General features: G+C 62.8%; 4 protein-coding genes. All 4 read left to right on the top strand.

Annotated elements, in window-relative coordinates:
* Positions 1–586 (top strand): carbohydrate ABC transporter permease (locus RMN95_RS08085; RefSeq protein ID WP_309616424.1); only part of this gene is annotated, 586 nt, incomplete at its 5' end.
* 52 nt (positions 587–638) lie between these two features.
* Positions 639–1,877 carry a sugar ABC transporter substrate-binding protein gene (locus RMN95_RS08080; protein ID WP_309616423.1) on the top strand — a complete coding sequence of 413 codons (1,239 nt, stop codon included), beginning with the start codon at positions 639–641 and terminating at the stop codon, positions 1,875–1,877.
* A gap of 95 nt (positions 1,878–1,972) precedes the next feature.
* Complete coding sequence (locus RMN95_RS08075; RefSeq protein WP_309616422.1) at positions 1,973–3,115, top strand: glycoside hydrolase family 15 protein; 1,143 nt, start codon at positions 1,973–1,975, stop codon at positions 3,113–3,115.
* A partial coding sequence (locus RMN95_RS08070) for a TIM-barrel domain-containing protein (RefSeq protein ID WP_309616421.1) occupies positions 3,112–4,368 on the top strand: 1,257 nt, incomplete at its 3' end. The genes RMN95_RS08075 and RMN95_RS08070, both read left to right, overlap by 4 nt.

The raw sequence follows: 4,368 nt of genomic DNA, 5'->3' as shown, positions 1-4,368 counted from the left end.
CACAGCTCTGGTGCAGCTATTCACCAGCGCAACTGCAGGCTACGCGTTCAGCAGGCTGGCGTTCCGCGGGCGTTCGGCGGTGTTCGCGGTGTATCTCGCGACGATGATGGTGCCATTGCAGGTGCTCATCGTCCCACTGTTCGTCGAGCTGAAGACCTTCGGACTTCTCAACACCTACCTCGGCGCACTGCTGCCGACGTTCGCGAGCGCCTTCGGGATCTTCCTCCTCAGGCAGGCGATCAATCAGGTTCCACGAGAACTGGATGAGGCGGCGACGCTCGATGGGGCGGGTCATTTCAGGATCTTCTGGAGGATCATCCTTCCGAACACCCGCCCTGCGCTTGCCACTCTGACTATCTTCGCGTTCATGGGCAGCTGGAACAGCTTCTTGTGGCCGCTCGTCGTTCTTCGCTCGCCGGAGCTACAAACCCTGCCGATTGCACTCGCCGGGTTGCAGGGTCAGTACACCACCGAATGGGACACGGTCATGGCCGGTTCCGTCGTCAGCGTGCTGCCCATGCTGGCGCTCTACATCTTCGCCCAGAAGTACATCGTTCAGGGCGTCGCAAGCTCGGGGATCAAGTGACCCTCGAGAGAACCCGCACCGCCCATCACATTTCAAAGGAGAAATACCTCACATGAACCGCACACTTGTGGCACTTGTCGGGCTCGCAGGCGCATCCGCGCTCGTGCTGTCCGGATGCTCGGCGTCGGCCGACGCGGGCCCCGTCACGATCACCTACTCGAACTTCATCTCGAACAGTGGCAACGAGGAGAACCTCGCCGCTATCGTCGCGGCCTTCGAGGACGAAAACCCTGACATCAAGGTCAAGGTGATAACCCTTCCCTACGGCGACTACGGCACCGCGCTGCAGACGGACCTGTCGGCCGGTACCCAGTCGGACGTGTTCGATGTCGAGTACTCGAACTACGCTTCATACCAGGCGAACGGGGTGCTCGCTCCGATCGAGATTGCGAGCACTGATGCATACCTTCCGTCGCTCGTCGAGGCGTACTCGACTGACTCCACCTCCTATGCCCTCCCCAGTTCGTTCTCGGATGTCGTTCTGTACTACAACGCCGATCTGTTCGACGCTGCCGGGTTGGAGTATCCGACAAGCGACTGGACCTGGGCTGACGAGAAGGCAGCAGCGATCGCATTGACCGACACTGCAGCGGGCGTCTGGGGAGACCACCAGCCGATCAGCTTCTACGAGTACTACAAGGTCCTCGCCCAGAACGGCGGCCAGTTTCTCAATGACGACAAGACCGCGGTGGCTTTCAACTCACCTGAGGGAATCGAAGCAGCCAAGTGGCTCGTCGAGAAGAGCGGAACGGTGATGCCCACGATCGAGCAGGGCCAAGGCACTCCCGACTTCGACACCAACCTCTTCAAGGACGGCAAGCTCGCGATGCTGCACACCGGCATCTGGGTCTTCGGTGCGGTCGCCGACGTCCCATTCACGTGGGACATCGCCGTTGAGTCGGGCAACACCGAGCAGGCAAGCGCCGTGTTCTCGAACGCGATCGGCGTCTCGTCGGGCTCGAAGCACATTGCCGAAGCCACCAAGTGGGCAGAGTTTCTGACTTCGTCGCAGGTGATGGTCGACACTCGTCTCGATGCTGGATGGGAGCTGCCGCCAATCTCTGACGACGCTCAGCTCGCCGTCTACCTCGAGAAGGGCACCCCGGCGAACCGCCAGGCGGTGTTCGATTCCCTCGATGGAATCGCCCTTCCGCCCGTCGTCGCAGTCGGACAGACCGAGATGCAGGACATCATGGGCGAGGAACTCGTCGAAGCCCAGGCCGGACGCAAGAGTGTCGAAGACGCCCTCGCCTCGGCAGAAGAGCGCATTAACGCAGCTATCGGCGGCTAATCACGCCGCGGGCACCCTGTGACTACAGCGAGTCTCAGGGTGCCCCACCCGTCGCCGACACCGCTGACCGACCTCTGATCGAGAGACCCCACCCCATGACTCAGGCCGCAACAGAACTTAGCGAAAACCAGCTCGCGCAGCTCGCCTCGACAAGCTTTACCCTCATCCTCTCGCTGCAGGACCCTAGCGGAGCCTTCCCGGCAAGCCCCACCTTCTCCGCATACCGCGGATACTCCTGGTTTCGCGATGGCGCCTTTATCGCCGACGGTGTCTCCTCCTATGGCACGGCCGAAGGCATCGAATCAGCCTCACGATTCTTCGACTGGTGTTCAGCGATCCTCACGGCGCGCGCCGACCACATCGAGCGGATCGTCGGCGCGGCGGCCAACGGTTCCCCCCTCCCCGACGAAGAAATGCTTGCCACCCGATTCACCTTCGACGGCCACGAGGGCACAGACGATTGGTGGGACTTCCAGCTCGACGGATATGGCACGTGGCTGTGGGCGGCAGTCGAACATGCCGAGCGACACCAGGTATCGCTGGAGCCCTGGACTCCTGCAATCCGGCTGACCGTCGCCTACCTCCAGAGTTCATGGTCACGGCCGTGCTTCGACTGGTGGGAGGAGAACTCTGCATTCGTGCACGGGTCAACCCTCGGCTGCATCGCTGCCGGCCTCCGTGCCGCAGCCCGAAGCGGAGCGCTCAACGATGACGAATCCCACCACGCGAACACAGCCGCCGAAAACATCCTGGAAACCATGATCACCGCAGGTGTAGCCGACGGCCACCTGACCAAGTGGCTCGGAACTGATGCGGTTGACGCCAGCCTCCTCGCCGTCATCGCACCCCTCAGCGTCATCAACGCCACGAGCCTGATCGGCCTCGCCACCACAGCCGCAATCACCGCCGACCTCAGTGTCGACAACGGGGTGCACAGGTTTCTTGGCGACACCTTCTACGGCGGCGGGCAGTGGCCCCTTCTCAGCTGCATGCTCGGGCTTGCCCACGCAGCCGCCGGTGACCGGGATGCGGCCGTCGCACAACTGCGGTGGGCAGCACGCACCGCCACAACAGCCGCTGACCTGCCCGAGCAGGTCGCCGATCACCTACTCGACCCATCCATGCGACAGGAATGGGTCGACCGATGGGGAACAGTCGCGACCCCTCTGCTGTGGAGCCACGCCATGTTCATCCGCCTCGCCGTCGAGCTGGGCAGCACGGAGTCGAGCGACCGATGATCCGCCACCGCCCCTTCGGTTCCGGTCATCCGTATTCCGTTGACACCGAGCAACGGTCACCCGTCGACCCCATCGCCGGCGAACCACTCACGCTTGGCGTGCGCACATCGGCAAACGTCACCTCGGTGCAGTGTGAAGTCCTTCGCGAAGCGGGATCGACAAGGCACTCCCTCGAACCGGTCACCCGACACTCCCGCGGGCAAGCGATCGATGGCGGTCACCTCGCGTCCGCTCAGGCTCGTCTCGCCCGCACATCGGGTGGATGGCAACTCACTTTTGACGACCTTGTCGCCCATGAGGGCTTGAAGTACCGATTCCATGCAACCCACGTCGGCGGCACGATCGAGAAAACCCGTTGGTTCGACGTTCGAGTATTCTCTTGGCGGTCCGCAGATGACGCTATCAGCGCGGCGGGGCAGTCGAAGGTGATCGACAAGAGCATCGAGGTGCTTGATGACGGCCAGCGTATCCACCGCCTGCGATTCGCGCTTCCGCTGCAACCGGGGGAGCATGTCACGGGGCTCGGGGAGCGATTCAATGCCCTTGATCACCGGGGTGCGGCCCTCGATTCCGTCGTCTTCGAGCAATACAAGAACCAGGGTGCCGAACGCAAAACATACATGCCCATGCCGTTCGCGCACATCGTCGGCGGTACGGGGTGGGGTTTTCACCTGCGCACCTCCCGACGCGCATGGTTCGATTTCGGCGCCACCGTCGCCGATCGGGCTCTTGTCGAGGTCGACGTCGATGCGGCAACGGATGCGCCGGGGATTCTCGAGGTCGCGTTTTACGACGGCCGGCCGAGCGAGGTCTTGCAGGCATTTCTCAGGGAGGTGGGTGCGCCCGAGGAACTGCCATCGTGGGTGTTCCGCCTCTGGGCGAGCGGCAACGAATGGAATACGCAAAACGAAGTTCTACGGCAAGCCGACCTGCACCGCGAGCACGAGATCCCCGTCGGATCGATCGTCATCGAAGCGTGGAGTGACGAATCGACGTTTACCGTCTGGCGAGATGCTCGATACAACATCGCCGCCGACGGAGGGCCGCTCCGGCTTGACGATTTCGAGTTCCCCGCCGAGGGCGCGTGGCCGGATCCGAAGGGCATGATCGATGAGCTCCACGATCGGGACATTCGGCTCGTCTTGTGGCAAATACCGCTGATCAAGACCCGGCCGCACCCGACTGGTCAAGTTCGCGCCGACGCTGAGGCAGCGATCAGCGACGGGTACGTCGTTCAGGAGCTCGCCCCCGAT

It is taken from the genome of Salinibacterium sp., from assembly GCF_031364185.1.
Lineage (GTDB): Bacteria > Actinomycetota > Actinomycetes > Actinomycetales > Microbacteriaceae > Rhodoglobus.
Note: the sequence above shows the minus strand (reverse complement) of the source record. Positions and strands in the feature narration are given on the sequence as shown.

Coding starts and splice junctions, on each gene's coding strand:
- RMN95_RS08080 (WP_309616423.1), top strand. CDS start 639: ATGAACCGCACACTTGTGGCACTTGTCGGGCTCGCAGGCGCATCCGCG.
- RMN95_RS08075 (WP_309616422.1), top strand. CDS start 1,973: ATGACTCAGGCCGCAACAGAACTTAGCGAAAACCAGCTCGCGCAGCTC.